This window comes from Spartinivicinus marinus (genome assembly GCF_026309355.1).
In the GTDB taxonomy this organism is placed as follows: domain Bacteria; phylum Pseudomonadota; class Gammaproteobacteria; order Pseudomonadales; family Zooshikellaceae; genus Spartinivicinus; species Spartinivicinus marinus.
Window position 1 is genome coordinate 1 of sequence record NZ_JAPJZK010000003.1, and the last position, 21336, is coordinate 21336.

General features: G+C 39.8%; 20 protein-coding genes. 17 read left to right on the plus strand and 3 right to left on the minus strand.

What is annotated here, in order from left to right:
- Positions 1–562 precede the first annotated feature (562 nt).
- The 17 genes from OQE68_RS29115 to ssb all read left to right on the plus strand — a co-directional run bounded on the left by OQE68_RS29115 (position 563) and on the right by ssb (position 19809).
- A complete protein-coding gene (locus OQE68_RS29115) occupies positions 563–730 on the plus strand; it encodes a hypothetical protein (RefSeq protein WP_180571386.1) in 168 nt (55 codons plus the stop codon).
- 82 nt (positions 731–812) lie between these two features.
- A complete protein-coding gene (locus OQE68_RS29120) occupies positions 813–1055 on the plus strand; it encodes a hypothetical protein (protein WP_180571385.1) in 243 nt (80 codons plus the stop codon).
- Positions 1056–1240: 185 nt separating this feature from the next.
- A complete protein-coding gene (locus OQE68_RS29125; protein WP_266195960.1) occupies positions 1241–1585 on the plus strand; it encodes a hypothetical protein in 345 nt (114 codons plus the stop codon).
- A 35-nt stretch (positions 1586–1620) separates the two neighbouring features.
- A complete protein-coding gene (locus OQE68_RS29130; RefSeq protein WP_266195961.1) occupies positions 1621–3381 on the plus strand; it encodes a hypothetical protein in 1761 nt (586 codons plus the stop codon).
- A 50-nt stretch (positions 3382–3431) separates the two neighbouring features.
- Positions 3432–10724: an RHS repeat-associated core domain-containing protein gene (locus OQE68_RS29135; protein ID WP_266195962.1), complete on the plus strand. Its 7293-nt coding sequence runs from the start codon at positions 3432–3434 to the stop codon at positions 10722–10724.
- Positions 10714–11163 (plus strand): ankyrin repeat domain-containing protein, encoded by a 450-nt coding sequence (locus tag OQE68_RS29140; protein WP_180571826.1) that lies wholly within the window; start codon positions 10714–10716, stop codon positions 11161–11163. The genes OQE68_RS29135 and OQE68_RS29140 overlap by 11 nt, the downstream gene beginning before the upstream one ends.
- Before the next feature lie 325 nt (positions 11164–11488).
- Positions 11489–12091, plus strand: coding sequence for a polymorphic toxin-type HINT domain-containing protein (locus OQE68_RS29145; RefSeq protein ID WP_266195963.1), 603 nt, complete (start codon positions 11489–11491; stop codon positions 12089–12091).
- Positions 12088–12462: a hypothetical protein gene (locus tag OQE68_RS29150; protein ID WP_180571984.1), complete on the plus strand. Its 375-nt coding sequence runs from the start codon at positions 12088–12090 to the stop codon at positions 12460–12462. The genes OQE68_RS29145 and OQE68_RS29150 overlap by 4 nt, the downstream gene beginning before the upstream one ends.
- Positions 12463–12568: 106 nt before the next feature.
- Positions 12569–12886 (plus strand): hypothetical protein, encoded by a 318-nt coding sequence (locus OQE68_RS29155; protein WP_180571983.1) that lies wholly within the window; start codon positions 12569–12571, stop codon positions 12884–12886.
- A gap of 82 nt (positions 12887–12968) precedes the next feature.
- Positions 12969–13280, plus strand: a complete 312-nt coding sequence (locus OQE68_RS31090) for a DUF416 family protein (protein WP_353620500.1) — start codon at positions 12969–12971, stop codon at positions 13278–13280.
- The gene (locus tag OQE68_RS29160; protein WP_266195964.1) at positions 13196–13537 is read left to right on the plus strand and encodes a hypothetical protein; all 342 of its coding nucleotides are present in this window, start codon (positions 13196–13198) and stop codon (positions 13535–13537) included. Before OQE68_RS31090 ends, OQE68_RS29160 begins: the two co-directional genes overlap by 85 nt.
- Before the next feature lie 196 nt (positions 13538–13733).
- A complete protein-coding gene (locus OQE68_RS29165) occupies positions 13734–15152 on the plus strand; it encodes a hypothetical protein (RefSeq protein WP_266195965.1) in 1419 nt (472 codons plus the stop codon).
- A 1420-nt stretch (positions 15153–16572) separates the two neighbouring features.
- Positions 16573–17712 (plus strand): hypothetical protein, encoded by a 1140-nt coding sequence (locus tag OQE68_RS29170; protein WP_180571417.1) that lies wholly within the window; start codon positions 16573–16575, stop codon positions 17710–17712.
- Positions 17678–18130, plus strand: a complete 453-nt coding sequence (locus OQE68_RS29175; RefSeq protein ID WP_266195966.1) for a hypothetical protein — start codon at positions 17678–17680, stop codon at positions 18128–18130. The genes OQE68_RS29170 and OQE68_RS29175 overlap by 35 nt, the downstream gene beginning before the upstream one ends.
- A gap of 57 nt (positions 18131–18187) precedes the next feature.
- Positions 18188–18868, plus strand: coding sequence for a hypothetical protein (locus tag OQE68_RS29180; protein ID WP_180571419.1), 681 nt, complete (start codon positions 18188–18190; stop codon positions 18866–18868).
- A gap of 84 nt (positions 18869–18952) precedes the next feature.
- Positions 18953–19351, plus strand: coding sequence for a putative endonuclease domain-containing protein (locus OQE68_RS29185; RefSeq protein WP_219340231.1), 399 nt, complete (start codon positions 18953–18955; stop codon positions 19349–19351).
- A complete protein-coding gene (gene ssb, locus OQE68_RS29190; protein ID WP_180571420.1) occupies positions 19336–19809 on the plus strand; it encodes a single-stranded DNA-binding protein in 474 nt (157 codons plus the stop codon). Before OQE68_RS29185 ends, ssb begins: the two co-directional genes overlap by 16 nt.
- Before the next feature lie 697 nt (positions 19810–20506).
- On the opposite strand, the gene OQE68_RS29195 is transcribed toward ssb, so the two are convergent.
- The 3 genes from OQE68_RS29195 to OQE68_RS29205 form a co-directional block, all read right to left on the minus strand.
- The gene (locus OQE68_RS29195) at positions 20507–20632 is read right to left on the minus strand and encodes a hypothetical protein (protein ID WP_255491078.1); all 126 of its coding nucleotides are present in this window, start codon (positions 20630–20632) and stop codon (positions 20507–20509) included.
- 137 nt (positions 20633–20769) lie between these two features.
- The gene (locus OQE68_RS29200) at positions 20770–20946 is read right to left on the minus strand and encodes a hypothetical protein (protein WP_180571421.1); all 177 of its coding nucleotides are present in this window, start codon (positions 20944–20946) and stop codon (positions 20770–20772) included.
- Between the two features lie 83 nt (positions 20947–21029).
- Positions 21030–21296 (minus strand): hypothetical protein, encoded by a 267-nt coding sequence (locus OQE68_RS29205; protein WP_180571422.1) that lies wholly within the window; start codon positions 21294–21296, stop codon positions 21030–21032.
- Between the last annotated feature and the right edge of the window lie 40 nt (positions 21297–21336).

Sequence of the window (21336 nt, forward strand, 5' to 3'; positions counted from 1 at the left end):
AAAATTGGTATCTGTTTTGGTTCATCACAAAGTTGGATGATATCGAAAGACGAGTTAAGTAATAGTTTGACGGAAGTAAGTATTTCTTTATCGTCATCAACGATAAGAATACTGGATAAATTGTCTTTATTCATTGGTACTTTCAAAATCCTGTTACTCCATGTACTGGCTTTTCCAGGCTAAAGTATTCGGTATCGGACACTAACTGTTCATTTTCGAACACTAAGTATTTTTAGATTTTCTGCTACTAAGTAATTCCAAACCGCTAAATTACTGGACTCTAGCAATATTTATAAATTGGCACATTGTTTGCCTTATATATTTCTGCAGGAATAATAAGCTGTGCCTGCTTGCTGAGTCAATAATGAAGAAAGTAAAAATAGCAGTTAAACGCAGCCGTAGCAATACAACGAGTGTGGTGTGGTAGAGCTTATTAACTCTTGAAGTCACTGTTGTACTGTTCAGGTTAAAAAATAATAAAAGTAGAAACAAAAAACTATCGACTGTCTAGTCGTTGATAACTACTTAACTGTGTACCTATTAATGTAGAAGATTTAGAAAAATGAAATGGATGTTTGATGTGATAAGCGCTATTGGTGGCGTGCTGGCTATTTATTTAGCACTTAGCTTGATTAATGAGGGAAGCCTATGGAATCTAGTAATTACTGTCGTTTTCGTGCTGGTGGTGTCTATAAAAGGGTGGAAAGATGGAGGAAATTATCAACTATGAATGTGACAAATGAGTGTAAATTGAATTTAAAAATTTTATTTAAAGTGTATACAGGGTGTAGTAAATTGAGGGATAATAGCCAGTGGAATATGTAAGAACCAATAACAACGCTGAAAGTTGTTCTGCCACTTTATTAAAGTGGATCTTAGACGAATTAAAAGCAGAAGAGCAAAAACAACCGATCAAGCAAGGTAATAGCCTGACATTAGGTCTATTGTCATATCATGCAACCTGCAATAAACGGCATGAAGCATTAATGCATGCTTACTTTGCTTTAAAAAGAGAAAAAAATTTATCGAAAGCAGAAGCTATTCTTGATTTATAAAGAGTACTCTGTTTTCACTTAAACCTATAATAAAGTCAGGCAAGGAACCACTATATAAGTGATAATTGTCTTACATTTATGAAGGATTTCACCTGATATTGTCAGCTGCAGGTGAACTATAATAACCAGGTCTTTAAGTAGTAGACATTGGATCGTTTATTCAAGAATTAATTACTAGGTGTATTATGAAACGGAATTATATTTTAACTGCAGTTTTCCTGCTATCTACTCAGTTATCATCCACTACCTTAGCAGGGGAGTGTACCAACTATTCATGTCAAAAAGCTGCTATCCAATCAATTAATATTAGTCGCAGCGGTAATATTGATGTTGTTTTATCTGATTCATTATCCGCTTTAAAATGTAGTACTTCGGAGCAACAGGTACAACTTACCAAACAAGATAACCCTAATTTCAGGGAGCAATTTACTGCACTTTTATCTTCTCAAAAAACCAAACAGCCAGTGGATCTGATCTTCAATCAAACAGCAACAACATGTGTGATTGACCAGATTGCCGTCAAAAACTGATTTACATTTAATTCATTAAAAAATTAGGTAATGACATGAAGCCAATGTTTCGTTTGAAGCCGTTGGCGGCGCTCTGCTGTGCCTGTTTTTTTGCCAGTACTGGCTCACTGCAAGCAGAAGAACCCAATAACGAAGTGACAAGCCCTTATCAAACTCAAATTGAGCAGGGTTTGGGGTATTTATTATCTCAACAAAAACGTGATGGTAGTTGGGGAGAAGGAGCTGAAGCGATTCATTTGACAACAGCTGCTGTTGATGCGCTCTATCACCACCACATTAGAAGTATTGAGTATCAACGGGCGGTGACTTGGTTGGCCAATCACCCAGGAGAAGATGCAGCCACATTGGCTCGACAAATAGTCGTACTGAAAAAAACGGCTGCAATACCCTATTCCCTTATTAATAAGCTAAAAACATTAAAGCGAACTGTGTCCTTTCAAGTAGGAGATAAATGGCAGGATGCTTATACCTGGTCGGTTAAGCCTCGTTTTCAAACCACGTTAATTGATACAGCACTGAGTGGCTTAGCCATGATGGCTTCTGGTAATTATAATGATATGGCTATTTCCCGTTATTATGCGTATCCATTCCAGGCGCTTCAACACACTGACACCCCAGGTCATTTTACTGATCCTAAGGGTCATGGTTGGGGATATGCCGATATTTTTCATGGTAAAAAAACGCCAGAAAAAGTCTTACCAACGGCTTATGCTGCTCGTTTTATGCACTCGGTGATTGTGCGCTATAAAACAGCTGAAGAACGGGAAAAAGGTTATCTACCCAATTACGGTAATTACGCAAAAGCGGGTGCTTTGTGGCTAGCAAGCCATCAGCAAGCATCCGGGGCGATTACGGATACACCTAACCTGGCTATTTATGAAACCGCTGAAGCGTTATTAACACTGCAAATATTTAAGGTGTTTCACCCAGAGCCTTTGCTATTTACCGATACCTTGAAAAAAGGGCGGGATTATTTAATACAACAAATGCAGTCAAATGGTAGCTGGAAAAATGATGTATTAATCACTGCACTGGTGGTTAACGCATTGGATACAGACGGTATCATTCTAAAAAATACGGATGACGACTGGTTACCGGATAGTCTTGAAGCGGCAGTGGGCCGTGATGCTAATAAATATGATCCACCCGCTATTTATCAGCCAGAGAGTAATGGCGTGGTTCAAACCCGATTAAAAATGGTGAGTGTGTTAGCTGGCAGTAATTTACCAGCGCTTGACCCATTAGGTGGGAAGGTGGTTCAAGTCATTACTGAACTACCCACAACAAATGGGTTATTGTCACAACCAGGCTTATACATGCGGATCTACATTATTGAGCTGACGGACGGTTCACAACAGGTGGTGTCTGTTCCTGTGTATGTGTCTTCGCCAGAGGCAGACAATGATAATGATTATATGCTGGCACGCTTTGAAGCCAACCATCACTTAAATGATTTTAATCCCGCTGATGCATTGGATGATACTGATACAGATGGCTTAACCCATGTAGAGGAATACTGGTCAGCAACCCAGCCCTTTGTCAATGACAGTGATCATGATCAGATGCCAGATGGTTTTGAGGTGCGTTACCGGCTGAATCCCAATAACCCGGCAGATGCTAAACAAGACCCTGATCAAGATCAGCTGAATAACCTGCAGGAATATCAATGGCAGTCAAATCCCAGGTTAGCCGATACGGATAATGATGGTATTCAGGATGGAGAAGAAGTAAAACAAAAACGCCATCCAGCCGTACATGAACCTGCTTTACAGATTGTGTTGGATTACCTGTTGTAGCAAACCAAACACAAATAAAAAAATTAAAATTTAACACATGAGATATTGCAATGAAGCGCAGTAGCCGCACATTACTTCATAGCATGGCTTTCTCATTAAGCCTGCTTACGCTTAATTTATCAGCCATTGAAAATACAGTCCCCATTCCCAGTGAAGCGTATTTACCGGTATTAAACAGTTTTACTCGGGAAGATAATTTAGCTGAATTACAAGCCGCCATTGACCAACAGTTGGAAGCAACTACCAAAACGTTAGTGGAAACCAAAAATAATCTGGAAAATAACGGTGGTTTAACAGGCCGTATTCGTCGTTTATTTGATAGCTCACCCACTTCATCATTGGATAGTGAATTAACGCAGTGGCAATCATTACAGACTACTTGGCAGCAGCAATTTCAGCCAACAGTATCAGGAGCCCGGGGCAGTCATGCAGTGGCTGCAGACAATGAAGAACAAGTGACTTTTAATCAACAGGTGTCTGAGCGTTATCAACAATTAATAAAACAATTACAACAGATTCAATCGGCTGATAACCGAGAAGATCAACTTATTGCAATTAATGAAACTCATGCGTTAATTGCCAAGTGGCAGCAAGTACGCCAACAGCCGTTTGTTTATGATGTGACTGCAAATGGCTTTACCCATTCACCAGCCTATAGGGCAGAGGCAACGGCACCTGAACCGGTATCTGCTCGTGAAGAATTATTGGCTCAGTGTTATGCCGGTAATGACTCCCAACAGGCTCAGGATTTGGCTGCGACTAATGAGGTAGTGATAGATGAGCGTATCAAAGCCCTCGCAAAACAACTAAATCACTCACCTAAACAAATACTGGAATATGTCACTAACCAGGTTGAGTTTGAGCCACGCCCCGGCATCACCAAAGATGCACCCACCACCTTATTAGCAGAGAAGGGTAATGCAATGGAGCATGCTACTTTGCTCATTGCCTTATTGCGTGCATCGGGTTATCCCGCCCGCTATGTCAAAGGGGAAATCTTTTTAGAAGCCTCTAAAGCCCATACTGGCTGGTTGAAAATGGCGACCTTGCAGGGTGCTAAACAGCTATTGAATACCATGACCTTGTATACAGATGAAGGCGAAACATTTTATCTAACTCGCAGTATAGCCATGAGCCATGTGTGGGTTGAAACCTGCCTTCCTTATGGTAAAGACCGTGGCCAATCAGAAACAGCCGACAGTTACCGCTGGTTAGCGCTGGATAGTAGCTTTAAATACCGCAAGTATATTCCAGCGACTAAAAAACATGAGGTGAAGTTTGATTTTGAGCAATATGTCTCTAAACGCACTATAAAAACCCCGCTGGAATATTATCAAGAGGCGGTATTAACCCAGGTACGGGCAGAAGAGCCTAATATTACGCTGGATCAGGTGATGGATCGTTGGGAATTAATGCCTTTAAAACTGGAAGCGTTACCAACCACCTTGCCTTATAAAGTGAAACGTTTTACTCAATGGCAAGGCACTAACCAGTCAGCCATTGCAGCAATACCGGATGCCTATCGACTAAAGCTAAAAGTGTCGTTAAACGATACCCACCTTGCAACGGTTAATTTAATTGATATGGCTCGTAGCCGGCTTACCTTGAACTTTGCAGGTGTAGGTGCAGCAACACAACAACGGTTGGATAACTGGCGGGCGGGTAAAAGTGAGGCATTAGCATGCCCCACCCAGTTAACTGTCAAACCGGTGTTGAATGTATATGGCAAGCCCATCACCCTGATTAATCAGCCACAACTCAATTTATGTGAGGGTGACAATTTTACCTACGCCAAAATAACCCTGGAAAATCTATCGAAAGACGGGGTGTTTGCGTCGGATGAATTTGATGGTATTACCTTACTTGATGTGTATGCCCTGCAGGGATATGCCCGGCAAGCGTCTGATAAAATGCTGCAAGTGCGGGTTAAAAACCTGTTAAGCAATATTTTTCAATACCAGTCGGCACCTTGGAAACATACCGATGCGGTATTAGGTGACTTTTTGGATGTCGTGCTATTGAAGTACATGCACTATGTAGAAAAGGAAGGCGAAGCTATCGCTGCCCTGGCCAACGGCTTAAATAACGGCCAGTACCATATGGCACTGACTCGAACCAGAGCCGATATTAAGTACCTATTTGATCTGCCTTACGCCATTAATTCAGATAATTTTATTATTGACGCGCCAGGTATGGTATCAAGCCCCATTGATAACCAATTTGGCCAGTTCGATAAAAATATTTTTTATACAGTGGGTGCAGCCAGCTCATTTTATGAGAGTTATATCTGGCAGGAAACCATTTTAAGGGAAACCTTAAGTACGGTGAGTGCGTTGCAGTATTCAACTGATACAGGTAATCCAGTTGCTGTTGTGAGCAAAACTGAAGAGTTAGATAAACTTATTTTTTGTGAATATTGTGGGGTACAAAGTATTACATGTGACCCTTACCCTAATTGCCCAATTGTTATATGGTGGGATCCAAGTTCATGTAGGAATGTTATCAATAGTTCTAAAGTAGAGTGTAATGCTTGTGTAACAAAAACTAGTAAACCGTGTTATAAATACTATCATCAAAATTATTTTAAAGATCAATTAAATCGAGCAGGTAACACCTTTTATGCAACTGCAAAACCAGTTGATTACAAAGGTTTTTATGGTGCTGCATTTGCTAGGTTAAGTTCAAAAGAGGCTCAATTTGCCATTGGCCCATACGACGGGGGCTATACCCTAAGACCACCTTCACCACCACCGCGTCCACCCAGCTGGAATGTCAATGTTAACTGGAATATTAATCGTTATAACCCGGACTCTGGCTTTGGTTTAAATGCAGTCACGATTTTAGCCTCCAGTTTGAGTGTCAATAATAATTATGGGGTTGAGTCTGCGCTTAATACGTTTAATAAAGCCCTGGATATTTTGCATACAGTTAATTCTGTTGTGTCGCTAGGGGGTAATGTGTTATCCACCTGGGCGGGCGACCCAGTGAATATGGTGACAGGGAATATGTATCACCATGAAACTGATCTGAACTTACCTGCCCGTGGTATGCCGGTGGTGTTCAAGCGTTCTTATAATAGCCTGGCACGGGAAGATGGTCCCTTGGGCTATGGCTGGACCCACAGTTTTAATCACTATTTATTATTTTTAGATGATGATGCCAATGGCAAAGTTGATACCATTGTTTGGTCTGATGGTATGGACGGTAAGAAATTTATTAAAGTACCAACAACAGCGTTTAGGTCTGATGGAACCATTGAATTAGCATCCGGTGTAGCTGGTATACCTGATGGGTTTTATTTTACCTTCACTCGCCAGAAAAATAGGGAAAATGAGTATTTTGTTTTAACCGAGAAAAGCGGCCTGGCTTACCACTTTAGCAATGTACCGGGTAAAGCAGGTGAGGTAGCCCAACTGGTAGCGATTGTTGACCGTCATGGCAACAAACTCTCCTTACAATACAAGGATAATCGTTTAAGTACGGTGACTGACCCTGATGGACGACAGCTCACGTTTACTTATAACAATCAAAAACGTTTATCGGTATTGAAGGATTGGACAGGTAATGAATATCGCTACCAATACAATGATGAAACCGGGGAGTTAACCGCTTATTACAACCCGTTAAGTGGAGATGAGCCAGCCACAACTTATACCTATTATGGCAAAGAAGACGGCCCTTATTTGCACCATGCCATGAAGTCATTTGCTTATGCCAATGGCTATCAAATGACGTTTGAATATTATGCCAATGGTAAGGTTTCTCGCCATTATAATGCAGTAGGTAATACTGCCCATTTTGCCTATAACCCTTTCCGTCGTGAATCGGTATTTACCAATGAACGAGGGCACACAGAACATTATTTTTTCAATAAAGAGGGGATGCGAATAAAAACCATTGATCACAATGGTGGGGTGCATGAGTATAAATACGAAAACCCGAATAACCCGTATTTAATGACGCATTATTATAATCCAATGGGGTATTTAACGCGGTATGAATACGACGGGCAAGGCAATAACGCCAAAACGATATTGCCTTCTGAGGCTATTGTCGAAAACTTTGATCATAATGAGTTTGGTCAGCCAGGCTTAGTGAAAAACGCGGCAGGGCATTACCAACGGCATGTTTATGATCAACACGGTAATTTAACGGATTTAGTCACCTTTAAATCCTCCGCAGCCAGTTTAGTCCATAACACCCCATTTAGCCCAGAATCCCCAGGTGCCTATAGCAGTCATATTTTGAGTTGGAGCCGTAATGTTTATTATCCCAATGGCACCTTAAAAATCAGCCGACAGGTGCGTGATTTTACCCATCCTGATAGTGGTCCATACAGCGTGTACCAGTATGAAGACAAGGTAAATAAAGTCACAGGGGCTTACCCAGTCACTGTTCAGCACTTTGGGGACAAAAATGGTGATGGTGTCATTGCTGATGATGAATTTGATGGCCCCTTTACCCTGGAATACGACAAACGCGGCAAATTAATTAAAGGCTACGATGAGTCTTACTATCCGCTGCACAGTGAATACAACCAAATTGGCCAATTAGCCCGCAGTAAAGATCGTTTTGGTAACTGGTGGTATTACAGCTATGACAAAAGTGGCTTGCCACTGGGTAATAGCTTAATGCTGTTGGATGGGCAAAGTAGTCAGCCAAATGTTGCTGATCAAACGGTACACCAATACAACAAAGCTAACCGTTTATTAGCAACTTATAACCATGCCGGTGCCACAGTACACTATGAACATGATGCCACTGGCAACATTGTCAAAAGCACTAACCCAGACGGCTACAGTGTGCATTATGAATATGATGCCAGTAACCGCTTAATTAAAACCATAGACCCTAGTGGCCGTGTATCAGAAAGTCGTTATGATCTGCTTAACCGAGTGTTGTGGGAAAAACAAGCAGATGGAGTAACAACCCATTATGCCTATTACGGCGCTGAACAAAATGGTCTGTTAAAAACCATTACTCGCCCTAACTACGCACTAAAAGACAAGAGTAATAATGTACTACCTTTACGGGATACTCACTTTGAATACGACACATTAGGCCAGGTCATTAAAGTCACGGATAGTGCCGGGCGCACTACCCTGACCGATTATGATGAGCTGGGTAGGGTAGTCAGGGTTGTTCAACCAGTCTATGAAGATGATCTATTAAAACAGGTCAGACCAGTGACTCATCATCATTACGATAGTTTAGGCCGTTTGATTGCCGTTTATGCGGGGCATACGAACGCTGCTGCTGATCGTTCACAGGATAACGTCAAATTACAAATGACGTATACCTATGATGACTTTGGACGAATGTTGTCAAAAACCGATGCATTAAATAATACCTGGCGCTATAGCTACAACGAGCGAGGACAAATACAAACCAGTACTGATGCGAAAGGACAGCAAAGCACTTATAGCTATTATCCATCGGGCTTGCTCAAGTCAGAAGAACATCAGTCAGTGGAAGACGACAGTTTATCAACCGTTGCTAATTATCAATACGATAAGCAAGGGCAACTGCAATCTGTCTCTTCAAATAATGAGTCTTATGCTTTTGCATACGATGAGCAGCACCGTTTGAAGGTGAAGGTCAATAACCAAAGTGCGAAAAAAGGGATTCAGTACTTTTACTCCCCTGGCGGCAAGCTGTTAAAACACATCAATGTTGATAATGTGGCTGTTCACTACGCTTATGATGATGCGGGGCGTTTAACGGGTATTCAAGGCACACGGGCTGACTCCATCCAGTATGTTTATGAAACCTCAGGCCGCTTGAAATACGCGCTTTATCCCAATGGGATAAAAACACAATATGCCTATAACCGTGATGGCTCAATCAACCGTATTTACTTCAAGCGACAGCAGGCAGATAAACCTGAAAAAATAATAAGCCAGCTGATTTATGAATATGATGAACACGGTCAGTTAACCAGAAAAACCCATCAAATACCGAATAACAAAACTATTACTGACTTTTACAGTTATGACGGTTTGGGGCGTTTAGTTAAGGTAGAAGGCACTGATAATAAACTTAAAAATCAGTTGAGCTATGACCCGTTTGGTAATCGACGGTATTTTGCAACTGCGAAAGAAAAGCACGTCTATACCCATAATGTGTTACATCAAGTACTCAAGATGCATAAGGGCAGTACTGATGGAGAGCTTATACGGCAGTTTGCCTATGATAAAAATGGCAACCTCATCGAGAAAAAATACGGTGAAAAGCGCTTAACCTTTACTTACAACACATTGGATCAGCTGGTTAAGGCTTCATTTGAAGGACAGTGGCTTGCGCATTATTTATATGATTATGCAGGGCAACGGGTAACCCGAGTCGTCCCCACGACAAGTGAAAGAGGTTACGATGTCGACCGCTATTTTTATAGCGGTGGTCAAATCCATGGGGTTTATAATCAAGCCTGGCAGCCCAAAGGCTTTTATGCCTACGCCGGGCTGGATCAACCAGAAATGAGGATTTCAGCCAATAATACTCACTTCTTACATCAAGACGCTTTGGGATCAGTTGTTGCCTATACAGATGTAAAAGGGGAGTTAGACTCCTGGGCCGCGTATGAACCATGGGGAGATATACATAAGGAGTCTGACCCTGTTAACTCGATATTTGGATTTGCTGGCAGAGAACCTGAAAATACCGGGCTGATTTATTTTAGAAACCGTTATTACGACCCAGAAATAGGCCGCTTTACCCAAGCCGACCCTATGGGCTTTGTGGATGGTGCTAACCGTTATGCCTATGTAATGAATAATCCTGTCATGAATGTTGACCCTTGGGGGACATGGACCAAAGGGGCGGCAACGAATATGACGGGCTGGGATTACTACGGCTCTTCTGCAAAACTGATTAATCAAGCAAGAGCAAACATTTCGAAAAATGCGAGTACATACTTTTGGAGTGAGGAGTGGGCATACTCAAAAAGCAAAGGCCCATATCCAGAAAATACAAATAAGTGTAATTTATTTGTACATGATGTACTGAAGGAGTCTGGTGTGAATATGTCTAATGTAAATGGTGGTGTATTGTTCAACTGGTTTGGCATAGGTAGGCCGAAATACCCAATTTTAGCTGGTCAATGGGCTGATGAAAATTATAAGATAAAGAAATGGAAGGTTGTAACAAATGCTCAACCAGGAGATGTTGTGGCAATTGCAAAAGATTATTGGGATGCAACAGGGCATGTTGGAATTGTTTATAGAACTAAGGATGGTAAACTTGAAACTATGAGTGCTACAGCCAATAAAATTATTAGTTCTGAGTTTGGGTTTCGTAAAAAAGAGAATGCTGTTTTTAGGCGGTATATAGGTAATGAAAATTAAAAAATTAGCTATTATTTTATCACTTGTTTTTCTTGTGTCTGGTTGTAGTAAAGTGAGTTTAGAGAAAGCAGTAGTTGATGGACAATTTGATGAGTTGGTAAACTTATTGAAGAAAGGGGGAGACCCAAATACATTAGATGCTGATGGTATTCCTTTATTATCCTTAGCCTTTTATGAAGGAAGTATTGGAGGTGCTCAAGCAGCCAAGATACTTTTGAATTATGGAGCTGATGTAAATAAAGTAACTAATATAGGTAAGTTAACACCTTTAATGTACGCTATTTCTGTATATGATGTAGAAGGTGTTTCCGTGCTTATAAAACATGGTGCAGACCCTTTTATAAAAGACAGTGATGGTAAGGACTCTTTTAATTATTTAAAAAGGCTGAGGCATGATGAGACAAAGAATAAAATCAAAGAAATTATAAATGAAGGGTAAATAATGTTTTTGCTTCTTTAATTGGAAATGTTAATGCCGGCAGCTTGCTTCCAGAAATGAAAGTGAAGTAAGTAGGGTAAAAAGTCTATTCCAAAAAATTCAGAAACAGGAGAGGTTGCATTAAAGCCTGTTACTGATCGGATAATAACCCAAATATTCCATCAGACCACAGTAGTTATGTGGGTAGTTAAAGTTTCACTCATGTCTGTTTATCAAATTTCAGAACCTTCTGGCGTTACATTTTGATCCATTTTCCTCTAGCCTTGGAGCCACCAAGGCTTGTCGGTAAATAAAGCAAACTGTTTAGCCAGAATGCCCTGACTCTTTGATTTCTGATGAAATATTCGGGTTAACAGAAGGAAAACCACTTTATGCATTAGTGGTAAAAAATGCGAAAGGAATAGAAGAAACCATAGAAGTAACCGATAACCATCCATTTTGGGTGAAAGGCAAAGGCTGGGTAGACTCAGCCAAGCTTGAACCAGGCATGGTAGTAGAGGCTTATCAAAATAAGACACTGGAAGTTATCAGCCTAACACCGTTACATCGTATAGAAGACACTTACAACCTTACAGTTGCAGACTTCAATACCTATTTTGCTGGCGAACAGCAAGCTTTTGTGCACAATATGAAGTGTGATTGTGGTGTTGGAAATTTAAAAGGTATTCCTCTAACAGAAGCCAAGCAGTTGATGTCCAAGTGGGATAAAGCTACTTACCATACCCTTTCAGATAGTATACGAGACCATGCTAAAAGACATGGCTTTGGTAATGATATTGTAAAATATCTACGGAAAGCTGCTAACTTCAATAAAAAAGGTGCTAAACAAAAAGCTCTAGAAGATGGAGCTATACGTTGGAATAGAAAGAGTGGTGAATTTTTAATAGAACGTAATGGAAAAATTGTAACTTATGGTATAAATAAATGATCAATATGTATTGCAGGGTTTTAGAAATTCTCCTTATCTCATTAGAAGAAAGTTTTTCCAATAGTTCTTCAGATAGGAAACGTTTGCATGACCTTGAGTGGGGAGCAGAGGAAGATGTTCCTTCTATTCTAGGAGAGGTTGAAGTCAGGGCTGACTTAGTTATTGGTATTGTCAGAACTTTCTTGAAAAAGAAGCCTGATAATACTGTAGAACTTATAAAAATACTGCAGGAGAATTCTATTTATAATTCTGACTCAATCGTTAATTGGATAGCCGTAGATGGAAATAAGTTTCGAAAATTTCTGTGCTATGTGGAAACAGTAGAGAGTCTTAGGATGAGTATTATATCTTTCCTTAAAAAATGTAATTGAGATTATCAGTATAGGATATATAAAGCAAGTAGGGTTACCCATTAAACTTATTGTAGATAAGCTTATAGGAAATTTAAGTGAAGATATTGAGTATGAAAATTGTGATATGGAGAAAGCAGTTAGTTTGCTTAATACTCTTGATGGTCAAATGCATACTTTATTATGTGTAGAGAGAAACGATAACTGGCAATTACAAATAGGTGGTGGTCCAGATAGTTTTGTAGTAACGGCAATAGATCCAACAGAAAAAAACTTAACACTACTAAATTTTGATGGTGATGATGATGAATTTGTCGAGCTGTGTACAGGTGGACAATATGCAGAATTTACTACCTCTATAGTAGTTGATAAAAATACAGCAATCTTAGCAATCGAAAAATACTATAATGGAGATGAAGAGAACTTGGATTGGGAGTATGAGTAAAAATTAAGCATAAAATGGAATTTGATAGTATAGAGCATGTATCTCTTAGAAAATAAAATTGAACAAACTGCAAAGCTACTAGATCGGTTGGAAAACCCATCTAGTAGCTGTATATTTCTTATGTTGTTCAGAAAGGCTGTTTCCAATGTATAAAGCTTTTTTAAGAAAAAATAATTGGGGTAATGCACAGCATCTTCGTAAGGTCATGAACTTGTTATGGGAGAATGTTAATTCCGAGGCTATTTTATCATATGAGGAATTTGTAAATGATATAAATAAACAAATCCCGCATGTAGATGATTTGACGCTTTGGAGGCAACTATTGCACAAGATGTGTGTATTTGTGTTGATGCTGCTTTACAAGCCTTATGTAATAAGCCTAAAACAAGCTTGATAGAATATGCCTTTGAACCATTTCGTTTGTCTATTTGCTACCAAAAAACAGGGTATCTCGATGTTGGTTCTGATGGAGAAGAGGAGTTTGAACAACTATTAATAAAAGACCATCGCATTTTGTCTGAGTTTAAATATCAAGATGAAGATCTTTTATTTATACAGAAAAGTGATGGTGTGAGTTTGGATGATATAAAAAAACTGAAGTATAGAGCTGAACATAATAGTTGGTCATTAGAGCGTTTGTCAGTTAGTTAGTAAGCTAAACTGTATAATTTAATCTAAATGGAAATCAATAAGCAGATTATGCTGTTTATTGATTGTGCTTTTTTTGTATGGGCTTATTAGTTGAATTCATTTCTTAATGGCCCTATTTACAAATCACTGATATTTTTTATCAGCGGTTGATTTTTCCATTCTGTTGTAAGGTATGTCTTCTGTTTATTCCTAGCTAGTGTGTTGTTATCTAGGGGGCTTTATCGAAGACATAACCTACAAGACCACCTATCCATCAGCGTTTTTTAAGCTGTTAGGTGTTGGTCAAGAAAAATACTGTCGTGCGTTATGGGCACAAAATAACACTGCAAAAAAAGCACGTTGGGGCTTTATAGGCAATCGCCAAAATGGTCGGCCTGTTACTACATTGCTTGATTTCAAACTGCAGGCAGAGAAGTGGATTCCTGAAATCGGTGATAACCGTTGTTCAGTTGATGTGTATTTCTCTCCTGCAGAGTTCTTTAACTGGCGTCGAACACGGCAATTAGCAAGATTACATGCTACCTGGATTGAAATTGACCTAGTAGAAAAAGCGCAAGACTATTCTGCAGAAGTGGAAGACGAAGTGGTTAAAGAAGTCTTTGCTCAAATTGCTCAGTCTGGCCTTCCGATGCCGACAGGTTATGTATTATCAGGCTCTGGTGGTGTTCATTTATACTGGGCATATGAGGCAGTTGAAGCATATCGGTGGCGTGTCAGGCAGTGGCGATTAGTTAGTCGTGCAATTAGCCAATGCCTAACAGGTGGTCGTTATTGGCAAGTAGATAAAGCAGCGACTCATGGACCCGCTAGAGTATTAAGAGCACCTGGGACTATTCATGGTCGTACTGGACGAACTGTCCTTAGTAAACTGGGTGGACCTTTCTACACATTTGATTCGCTAGCCAATCAGTTAGGCATATCAACAGAGCCTCCAAAAAAGAAAGATGCTCAAAGCAAGGAGGATTATAAAAGAAACGCAAATTTAGCGAATAACGGTAACCCAAACCATAATGACCAATCTAAACAAACTCGAAAGCACACGATAGGTAAGTGGTGGGCCAAAACTTACTACCATGTCCTTAACAATATTCAGCAGGGAGTATCTGTTGGTAAGCGTAACAATACGGCTTTTATACTGTTTATCGCTTTAAAACACATGATGTCTGAAGAGAAGGCATTGGAACAAATCAAAACTATCAATAATCGATTGATCAAGTTACCTGAAGAAGAGCTACTACGTAACCTATCAACCGCACGCAAAGTACACTATAAGTTTAGAAAAGCCTCGTTAGCAGCGTGGTTGGACACATTGGGCATTAGCTCAAATTATTTGTTCGTTACTAGAAAGCCAGCTGCGCTGAATCGAGGTGAAATTAAACAGCGTCAGGTGTTAGCAGCACTTAAGGTTGCGCAGGTAAAGCAGCAGCGTACTTTGATGATAATAGGCCAGGCAATAGAAAATTTAGTGGAAGCAGGCATAAAGGCTACACAGAAATCTATTGCTCAAGTGGCGAGTGTATCAGTACGAACTGTTCAACGTTATTGGGGAGCATTGAAAGGCAAAGACGACATTAGCTCTACGCTCTATATATCCCCCCCTTACGCTAGTATCTAGTGCTAGCCTTATTATTCGTTTTAGTAGGTTAATTGTTAAGCTAATTTATTCTTGTTAGATAATGCTTATGATTAATTAATAAAGAATTAACTGAACAATAGTGTACAACCAAAATTTGCGTAAACCTGAAAATTATGGGCAGATGAATGAAGGGAAAACACGATAGGAAGCTGGCTGCTGAGCATGACAAGGCTAAAGTTGTTGGACACATGGCCAAATAGTGTAATTCAACTGATGTCTTTTTGATTAAGTAACTTCAGTTTCAATTAAGGCTAGATCTTTATCTTTCGTTCAAAAAAGCGTGAATGAAAATGAATTTGATGTATAACAGCAACCGAAAATGGCATCATTGGTTAAGTGAAAGCAAACTTTCACGAAAACTAACAAAAAAGCAGTACGATAGTTTGACTTGCATCACAAATGTTTGTAGTCTTCCTTGTATATACCTGCATTATTTTGAATGCCCACCAAAGGGTGAAACGGTGGGGCGTTGTCCTTCAAAATAAAGCCCAACAGTTGTGTTGTAATTAACTATATGCGAACAAGTAGTTCTGCTGAAAAAATGGAGAAATCGCATGTTAGACAGTAGTGAATACATTAATTAACACTGGGTTTTGTTTTAATCCCTTTTTTTCAATAACTATAATGATCGGTATTTGATCATTATTTATTCCAACTAACCGTTTGTGGCGTTGCATTGCTGCGTATTTTTTATGCGCTCAGTGGGTGCTATGTGCTGCAAATTAATTTTGCCTAAACCACTGTATGCAATTACAGTGGTTTGGTATACTCTACTGCTTTTGATGTACGTCTAATCGGCGTGAAATAGCCTGTAGCAGCGAATTGAGGCAAAACATGGCAATTATAGATTAATTGACATTAACCCCTTTACAGAGGCTCTAAGGCTGTTATAGTGGCATGGTGAAAATTATACGACACTTTAGTGTCACAAAGTATTGAAATAGACGGTTTATATAGATACTGATGCAAAAGTTGAAGGCTAAATACCAAAAAACCCCAGTGCGCCAACACTGAGGTCTAGTGGTTCAGCTTCGTAAAACGCTGCTGAGTTTAGCCTGTACACAATATATAAAAGTATACAAAAGCACACACATAGAAGTGCTTAATATACTGTACAGGCTGGATCAGTTACAACCTTTTGCCCCATAAAATGGTCCAAATATGAATAAATTGACAAAACCTGTATCAGTTTTGAGTAAAATATATCCATTTCTCCTACTTAACCTGAATAGTTATAGGGTTATTTTGTGTAAGTTTACAACAGGTATTATTACCCGAAATTTAATTGCACAAAAAAACGCCTAATGCTACTGAGCAACTAGCGAGGTTGCTGGTTGTTCAATTTCTAGCCGTTTAAAAACTAGTTACTTATTTTTTATACATGCTTGTAGGGTTAAGTATGGGATCTCGCACATCTAAAAATAGCTTATTAATTGGTAATATCCCTGTTGTTGTTTCGCAGGAGCTTGCAGTAAAGATTGGTTTGGATGAAGCGATATTTTTAAACAAGCTTCATTACTTGCTCACACCTAAAGAAAATTTCATTAATCATCGTCTGCATAAGTATGGTGGGAAATACTGGGTTTACCATACTATCGAAGAATTAATCGAAAAGGTTTTTCCTTATTGGTGTGCCAGTAAGGTCGAACGTTTATTAAATAAACTACGCAAATTGAAGCTAATCAAAACCGCTCATTTGCACTTTAGTGTGTTAGGTATCCGAGGTGTCAGGACGCTTTGGTACACCATTAATTATGAAGCGGTTTCGAGTTTAGAAAATACACAAGCAAGTGAGACAGAGCTTGATATAACTGAGAGAAATCAGTCTGTAGACCACGTAGTTTCTGGAATACCGCAAAATGAGGAAATCGAAACCCGCAAAATGCAGGATTGTACAACCCTGCAAAATGAGGAAATGGTCGAGGGTATATCAACACCGCTAGAGCCGGCAGAAAATAAGGCTTGTGACGTAGTTGGCACAGATCATGCAATTTCTTTAAAGAATAATTTAAAGAATATAAAAACTACTAACGTTTCTTGCTCAGAAACGAAACAAGAAACGGTTGATGATTTTGTAATCAATGAAATGCGAAAAAAACTGAGTGATGAGGAGTTCCAAGAGTTTGAATCTCAGATCAAAGCAAAGATTTTTGATTACAAGAGTTTTCAAATTAATAAAGGGCAGTATTTAATTAACCTTGGTGGAGCCCTGTTGTACGTACAGAACGGGATAAACTTTCTTCGTAATAGTTTGCGACGAACAGCTAAAATCACAGCTGCACTCGATAAGAAAAATACGGCGAATGCTAATTACCAGGAACAACTGACAAAGAAAATTCAACGCAAAACCGATGATCTCGCCTGGTCACAACGATCTACAGCTGAAGTAGTGTTAGACCAAAGTTGGGCTGATGGGATTAACTTTGATGATGACCTGGATAACCCTCATGCAAGGGATACGATGGTAACAGACGTGTATTCAGCACCAGCAGCTGATAGCAGTGATGTTGATTGGCTCATGGGGGATTGCTATGCCTAAGCCGAGTATTCAGGTTAATGAGCGTAATTTTCTTGATATTCTGGGTTATCTAAATAACCACATTGGCAATCATAACTGGTCACAGCGGTTTGAATTATCCAGTGAAATACACGACTCGCAACCAGTGTTACAAGCTATTGTACCAGTTGCTGAAGCTGAGCAAGTCAACAAACTACAGGCGTGGTGTGATGAGTGGCTGGATGCTAAAAACAACAGTCAGGCCTGGCAAAAGGTAAAACGAGCGGTGTACTTAAAATACAAGCAAGTTGATTGTAGAGAATCTGATCACCGGGTTATCAGTACACCACTGGAGGCTAGAGCCCATTTAATCCTCAGCTCTATTGCTGGTCATAAAACCATGTCGATGTCTGATGTGATTGAAAAATATTTAGGACCAGTGCAAAAACGCTTAGGTTAATTTTTTATTCAACAGTTTAATTAATTATATTTTCGTTTAATTTTCGAAAGGGTTTTCATGGCTAAAAAAATCAAAAGCACAGAGATTATTGGACCCATTGATGCTGAAGGCGGCATGATGCTGGATGTGGAATTGGGAATGGATCATTACACCTGCTGTTGGTTAGCAGGTAACGATGCATTAACCGCTAAAGGTGAGGAAGCGTTTCAGCAGTTCTGTGATTACATGAATGCCAATCAGCAAATATTATTATTCAACGGCAGCATTATTGTGGTGGGAACAAGAGCCTTTACTCAACAGGATATTATTTCAACGCTGCAACAGTTTGAAAATGGCGATATTGTTTGCTTTCAAGGTCATTACGAACCTTCTGACCACCTGTTGATTCGAGCAGGATTCAATGTGATAGATACCTTCGAAGTGGAAGAAATGAGCCAGTTAGAACGACAGCTGGTGGGTGAAGCCACTCACATTCAAGCAGATATTATTAGCATTGCTAAACGTTATCCTGCAGCACCAATGGAGGACACTCTATTTGGGCAGTTGGCAAATCATATCCAACAACACTGTATGCAACTGACATTGATTACCAACATTGCTGAAAAAAGAAATGGCGGGTTTTCAGGTGAAGGGGCAGAAGAGTTAAATAACCTGCTAATGGAGTTGGATTATGGGCTAAAAGACTCGTCACCCTGGGTTCACACCATTACTCAGCAGCATTTGCCAGCAAGTATTTAATCGTTAATGCGATATTTATTTATCGTCGTGGGTCGTTGAGTTATTCAGGTAAAATAGGAGGCTACTATATTTTTAGTGAATCAAATGGCTACCTCAAAATCAGCTGTATCTAATCAGTCCAGAATAGAAAACTTATTTCATCATCAAATTAATATTCCAGGTTTTGCCAAGTTTATGAGTGAATATCGATTTCATCCTAAGCGGTTATGGCGGTTTGACTTTGTATTCCTGGATTACAACCTGGCTGTGGAGCTGGAAGGGGGTACCTACAGTCATGGTCGACGTACTAAATCTGGCCAAACCCTTAAATCCAGGCACCTAACGCCTACTGGGTTTTATCAGGATTGTGAAAAATACGCTGAAGCAGCGATTCAAGGCTGGTCAGTATTACGCTTTGATAGCCGTATGGTTAGGGAAGGGAGTGCATTTGATTACACGGTCAGAGCATTAGAATCGCGAGGCTTTCGATGGAAAAAGGCGTAAATAAAGTAATTCTGGTAGGCAATCTTGGAGCAGATCCCGATGCGCGATATTTGCCAAATGGCACCGCTGTCACCCGGTTAAGTGTGGCAACCGGGGAAAAGTGGAAAGATAAACAAACTGGACAAGTTAAAACCCAAACTGAATGGCACCAAATAGTTCTGTTTGGAAAGCTGGCTGAAATAGCTGCCCAATATTTAAAAAAGGGTGGAAAAATCTATGTGGAGGGGAAATTAAAAACCCGCAAATGGCAGGCTAAAGATGGCTCAGACCGATATACCACTGAGATAGTTGCAGATCAGTGGCAAAGAATCGATAGCCAGGCTAAACAGAATCAACAACAACCAACAAACTATCAGGCACCACAAAATACGCCAGCAGCAGGACAACAGTCGATGTCTATGCCGGCGCAGCAAAATTATCAGCAACCGCCAGCTGACTGGGATGACATCCCTTTTTGAGCGGTCTGAAAGCTGCTCAGTATATACGGCGTTGTCGTTGCTCAAGACGACCAATTGCAACATAAGAAATTAAAAGCACTGTTCCAGCTATAAAGCTGAATATTCCAATATTGATGTCATGTAATAGTGAGTGGAGTAGGTGAGGTAGTCGGTCATGCAGGATACTAAAGTTAAAGCTGACCCAGCTATGTGCATCCAGGTAATGTAATAACTGTAAGAAGGCAGTTAGAGTGGCGAGTAACAGCAAGAAGCTGCCCAAGCAAAGTAGAAAATACCTGATTAAAGTGATCATTCCAGCTGAGACTAGTTTTGAGTAACGGCGTTGTTTGTAAGAATAAGCTAATAATTAAAAACATGTTGGGCGGTTGGCTCAGCTGTAGTATAAGTACCCTGTTACCAGAAATGGTAATATCTGGCATGTTCCTCTAACGAGGAGCTTGGTATAGGCCCGCAAAAGGGCCTTTGCTTAACTTCATAGATAGTATTCCACAAACTAACATTTCCAATATTGACTTTTATTCTCAAAAGTGAATGTATTTTAACCAGTTTTCCACAGTTATAGTGGATAACCTTGTGCATAACGTGTAGTAAGTTGGCTGCTTGTTTGATGTCATCGCACTGCAAAGCCGCTGGCCAAGAAAAGTGCTATACTTAGCAGCCATTAAACAAACAAATCAGCCTGAATCTTCATACTCTATCAGTCGTCTTCAGTAATTGGTTGTGTACTGTGTTCTTCCAGTAAGCGGTCTAAATCGGCTTTATTTTTTACTAGGCCTTGCTCAATTAAATATTTTTCTAAATGAGCCCATTTTGAGGTAGGCATATTTCTATATCTTCCTGTCCCTTTTTTTGATCGCCAGGTTGTAACTGTATTGCGACTAGAACAGAAACAAATTACAGCAACTTCATGGGCCTTCAATTTGAAGGCCTTTTGTACAATTTTTAGTTTTTCGTTGTTGGTCATGTAGGTACTAGTTGATTATTGCGCTCAATCTCATCAGCAATTCGTTTGATAATGGCCTTACCTACTATGGATTTACAGGTACAGGCATAACGTAAAACTTCTGGGATTAAGTCGGATGGTATAGGGCGGCTTACCTTTAAGTTGCGCACTGTGTTATATTCAGCCTCAGTCATTGGCAGACTCCTTTTTTAATTGGTGATGTTGGTGACTAGGGGGTTTTGGTTGTCCGTGCAAAGATTGACCAAAACTCCTGCCTTTACTTTTTTGCTGTTGGTTTATTCCTCACGACATCTATTCCTGCTTCATCTAGTGCACCCTCTAAAATAAAATCCATAGTAGCTGGCACAATTAAATTACCCATTTTTTTATACCAAAGCGCTGTTCCTGCTTCATAACCCAGGCCCATGACACAATTAGTGAGTACAACATTATTCACTGAATCGGTCAGTTCCATGGCTAAAATCGTGCGTTGATAGGCACTGATACAGCTTGGTATAACTGGATCCTTTCGTTTTCTAAACATATCCATACATTCCAATATTTTTTTATCATCCAGGTTAAAA